Origin of the sequence: Saccharopolyspora sp. NPDC002686 (genome assembly GCF_040295745.1) — a bacterium.
GTDB classification, from domain to species: Bacteria; Actinomycetota; Actinomycetes; order Mycobacteriales; family Pseudonocardiaceae; genus Saccharopolyspora; species Saccharopolyspora oryzae.
In genome coordinates this window covers 1-4,708 of sequence record NZ_JBEOVY010000480.1, presented here as the reverse complement: position 1 = coordinate 4,708, position 4,708 = coordinate 1, and the positions used below count along the sequence as shown (strand labels likewise).

Below are 4,708 nucleotides of genomic sequence, written 5' to 3'. Positions count from 1 at the left end.
GGGCGCGCCTGGCCCGACGACGGCACACTGGTGGGTCCACCATCGGATCGACCAGCGGAAACGAGGACGCCCCTGACCGCACCGCCCACCTTCACCCCGCCCTGCGGACCCATCACCGGCTGGGCGGACCGGGCGGTCCTGCGCGCCACCGGCATCCCCTACGCCCACGCCCACCGCTTCAGCGCACCCACCCCGGTCGCCGACTGGTCCACGCCGCTGGCGGCCACGTCGTGGTCGCCGGGATGCCCGCAGGCACCGGTGAAGTTCTTCGAACGCGTGCTCGGCGCCACCTCCGACGGCCTGGACCAGGACGAGCACTGCCAGCACCTGTCGATCACCCTGCCCACCGACGTTCGCCCCGGAGCGGGGCTGCCGGTCATGGTGTGGATCCACGGCGGCTCCTACGCCTCCGGCGCCGGTGACCTGGCGATCATGGATCCGGCCCCGCTGGTGGCCCAGGAGCACCTCGTCGTGGTGTCGGTGACCTACCGGCTGGGGCTGTTCGGCTACCTCGGCGACGGCGGGGACCGGCCCGCCAACCTCGGACTGCTCGACCAGATCGCCGCACTGCGCTGGGTGCAGCGCAACATCGCCGCATTCGGCGGCAACCCCGGCAACGTCACGGTGTTCGGCCAATCCGCGGGAGGTGATGCCGTCGCGCACCTGATGGCCACCCCCGAGGCCGCCGGGCTGCTGCGCCGCGCGATCATCCAAAGCGCACCGCTTGGCATCACCCGCGGCCGAGCGAAGATGTACAAGGCGATGGCCGAAGCGACCCGTGATGTCACACCGGAGATGCCCGCCGCCGACGTCGTCGCCCGCCAAACCGCAGCCACCAGGCGGATCCTGCGCTTCGGCCTCAAAGCCGCGATGCCCTTCGGCACCCAGTACGGCCACGACCCGCTGCCCAGTGAGAACGCCGTCCCCGCGGCGTGGGAGGCGGTCGCGCCCGACATCGACGTCCTCATCGGCCACACCTCCGAGGAAGTGCGGCTGTTCCTGCCCACCCTGCCTGCGTTCCACCGCATCACCGCGATTCCGCTCGTGGGTGAGCTGATCCGCCGCGCCGTGGTCGCCGCGTTCACCACCGCGGTCTACACGCGCCCGGCCAAGCGGTTCGCCCGCCGCCACACCCGCGCCGGCGGCCGCGCGCACCGCTACCTCATCACCTTCTCCGCACCCGGCAACGACCACGGCGCCGCCCACACCATCGACCTCCCGCTGCTGTTCGGCGACGAAAAGGCCTGGCAGCACGCCGAACTCATCGCGGGCGCCACCTGGGCGCAGATCACCGAAGCCGCCACCGCGCTGCGCCACCTGTGGGCCGAGTTCGCCCGCGGCCACCCGCTACCCGACCGCGGCGACATCCCCGGCGTCCTGCACCACCGCCGCGCCTGACACCACCCCACGACGGGCCGGCCACCGCGTCGCGAACCCGGCCGGGGCGGCCGTCGTACTCGGTGAGCGCCGCGGTCGCCGTCGACGGGCTGGAGCGGAAACCCCACCGCGCCAGCAGGTTCGGGCTGTCCGGTTCACGTCAGGACCTCCGCCACGACCGCGGCAGGTGCGCGAATCCTGTTACGTTGACCGGATGCCACCACGCGATCCCTCCGAGGCTGAACTGCGCCCGCTGCCGCCGTCATGAGCGTGTTCGACCGGCTGCTCGACACCCGTCCACTGCGCACCAGCCCGCAGTTCCGGCGTTTGTGGTGGGGCGGGGCCGTTTCGGCGCTGGGCGGGCAGTTCACCGTGGTCGCCGTGCTGTTCCAGATGTGGCAGCTGACCACCAGCCCCCTCGCCGTCGGGGCCGTCGGGTTGGTCCAGGCGATCTCGATGACCACCGTCGGCTTGGCCGGCGGCACCCTCGCCGACGCGGTGGACCGCCGCAAGCTCGTCCTGGCCGCCACCACCATGCAGCTGGTCTCCGTGGCGGCGCTGGCCGTTCACGGCCTGACCGGTGCCGAGTCGCCGTGGGTGCTGCTAGGGCTGGTGGCCCTGCACTCGGCGGGCAGTGGACTCGGCGCTCCCGCCCGGCGGACGTTCGTGCCCAGGCTGCTGCCCACCGAGCTGGTCGGAGCGGGCGTGGCCTTGGGCAACCTCAGCTTCCAGATCGCCATGCTCCTCGGCCCCGCACTGGCCGGCGTGCTCGTCGCGCAGTGGGGTGTCAGCGCCTGCTACCTGCTCGACGCACTGGCCTTCACCGCTGTGCTCTACGCCGTGCTGCGACTGCCGTCGATGCGCCCCGACGGGCAACCCAGCAGGCCCGGGCTGCGCGCGATCTGGCGCGGCTGGCGGTTCATCGCCGCAAGCCCGGTGCTGCGCGGTGCCCTGCTGACCGACGTGGCCGCCACCGTGCTGGCCATGCCCGTCGGACTGTTCCCGCTGATCAACGAACAACGCTTCGGCGGCAACCCGCAAACCCTCGGGCTGTTCTTCACCGCCATCGCCATCGGCGGCATCGCCGCGGGCGCGGCCTCGGGCACCATCACCCGCGCCCGCCGCACCGGAGTGGTCCTGCTCGCCGCCGCCGGGGTGTGGGGGCTGGCGCTGATCGGGTTCGGGCTCGCGCCCTCGCCGTGGCTGGCGCTGGGGTGCCTGACCATCGCCGGCGCCGCCGACACCACCTCGGTGATCACCCGCGCCGCGATCGTGCAACTGGCCACCCCGGACTCCCACCGCGGCCGGGTCAGCGCGGTGGAGCACATCGTCGGCGCGTCCGGCCCCGAGGTCGGCAACTTCCGGGCCGGACTGGCCGCGCAGGCCACCACCGCGGCCTTCGCCGCCGTCGCGGGTGGCCTGATGTGCGTGGTGGGCATTGCAGCGCTGGCCCTGACCAACTCCCCGCTGCGCCGCTTCAGCCATGCCCGGCCCGAGGCGGCCCTGGACTCCCGGGCCAGCGGCTAGCGACCTGCGGGACGGTAGGTCCGCCCGAAGCTGCGCGGGCTGTCCTCGAAGATCTCGACCAGCTCCCAGTCGATCCGGCGCCCACCGGGAACGTCGAAGATGCGGATGCCATCGCCGAGGAACACCGGGGCGACGAAGACCTGCAACTCGTCGACGAGGTCGTGCTCGAGCGCCTGCCGGGCGATGTCGGCGCTGATGATCTGCACGTCCCGGTCACCGGCGATGTCCCGGGCGCGGCGGATGGCCTCCACGACGTCGCAGTCCAGTGCGACGACGGTCGGATCGCCGGCGAGCTCCTCGGGGCGGTGGGTCAGGATGATCTCGGTGCCCGACCACGCGCCGCCGTAGGCCTCGGAGGTCAGCTCGTCCCGCTCGTCGCGCTGCGCTTTCGCCGCGTCGTAGCCGTCCCGGCCGGAGATGATCGCCGCGACCTTGCCCGCCATGCGCTCCGTGGTGCCCTCGGCCAGCGGTTCCGCGGTCGACAGCCAGCTCATGTCGTGACCGGGGCCGGCGATGAAACCGTCGATCGAGCACGTGAATCCCCACGCCACCTTGCCCATGTCTCCTCCTCGCCGGTCGGTCCGCCTTCTGCCGGCGATCATCCTCCACGGGCCACCGTCACCACCCGGCCCGCCTCGGCTCAGGCCAATACGTCCATCAGGGTGGTGACATAGGCATCCAGCCGCTGCTCCACGGCTCGCGCCGTCAACTCCGCCCTGCCCGCCTCCCGCCATGCCTGCGCCACCAACTGCACTTCTTCCGAGCACGCCAGCCCGTCCCGCACCAGCCAGTACAGCCGCTCGCTCGCGGCTGCGGCCAGCACCCCGCCAGCCTCCTCGTACGCCTCGGCGAACCGCAGGCCCCACACCGGGCCGTGCAACAGCGCGAGAACGGTGCAGCAGTGCGCCACATCGAGATCCGCCGGGCCCCAGGAGGTCGCTGCCCAGTCGACGACGCCGGTGATCCGGGCAGCTGCCGGCCTCGCGGGCGGCACGTCGAACAGCACGTTGCCAGGTTGGAAGTCCCGGTGCAGGAATCGCCCTTCATAAGGTGGCGCGGGCCTGCGGATCACCTCGATCGCCGCGGCCCATGCCGCCGCATCGGCGCCCTTCGGAATCACGACGGTGTCGGCGGTCGTCAACGCCACGTACTCCCGGGGCCGCTGCGTGGGGCGCAACGCGTGGATCGCGACGAGTTGACGGGCCAGCAGCGGGATGCGCGTCTCGATTCCCGCGTCGTCGAGGACCGTCCGGCCCGCCAGATGTGTCATCAGGAGCGATGGGTACTCGCAATGCGCGGCGGTCGGATCGACTGCGACCAGTCCCGGAGCCGCCACGCCGGTCCCTGTGAGCAGGGACAGGGCGCCGGCCTCCCTGTTCAGCCAGTCCTCGGCGTGCTCCACGGAGGACGGGGCGACGAAGCTCCGCAGCACCAGGTGGCGGGTGCCGCCGTGCCGTGTGCCGATGGTCAGCCTCCGCATTTCGGCGGTGATGCCGCCGTGCAGCGCCTCGGTTCTGATGATCCGTTCACCGGCCTCCAGGTGCCGGCTCACCCAAGCCAGTGTCAACGGTCGGACAGCCGCCTCATCATCGGTCACCGTGCCACCTGATCATCCCCGCGGCGGCACGCGCAAAAGCTTTTCACAACAGGGTTCGCGCACCCGCAGCGTCCAAATGCCGGGCCCGAATCGCGCCGTCGTGTGCGAACAGCAGATCCTGTTTGAGGGTGTGCAGCGACTCCCGCAGTAGCGCCATGTCGGACGCGGCACGGGTGTGCGGGCCGGGGACCACCAGGCCCGCACACC

The 4,708-nt window shown here is 72.1% G+C and carries 4 protein-coding genes; 2 read left to right on the top strand and 2 right to left on the bottom strand.

The genetic code is table 11. The annotated features are described in order from the left end of the window. Window positions 1-1,398 (top strand): carboxylesterase family protein (locus tag ABTZ89_RS35950; protein WP_351053404.1); only part of this gene is annotated, 1,398 nt, incomplete at its 5' end. Between the two features lie 243 nt (window positions 1,399-1,641). Then, entirely contained in the window at window positions 1,642-2,904 is a 1,263-nt protein-coding gene (locus ABTZ89_RS35945) for an MFS transporter (RefSeq protein WP_351053402.1), read from the top strand. Here ABTZ89_RS35945 and ABTZ89_RS35940 read toward each other — a convergent pair. Together ABTZ89_RS35940 and ABTZ89_RS35935 are read right to left on the bottom strand one after the other, a co-directional pair. After that, window positions 2,901-3,464, bottom strand: a complete 564-nt coding sequence (locus ABTZ89_RS35940) for a dihydrofolate reductase family protein (protein WP_351053400.1) — start codon at window positions 3,462-3,464, stop codon at window positions 2,901-2,903. The genes ABTZ89_RS35945 and ABTZ89_RS35940 overlap by 4 nt on opposite strands. Window positions 3,465-3,544: 80 nt before the next feature. Continuing rightward, on the bottom strand, window positions 3,545-4,501 hold the full coding sequence (locus ABTZ89_RS35935; protein WP_351053398.1) for a phosphotransferase family protein: 957 nt from the start codon (window positions 4,499-4,501) through the stop codon (window positions 3,545-3,547). Between the last annotated feature and the right edge of the window lie 207 nt (window positions 4,502-4,708).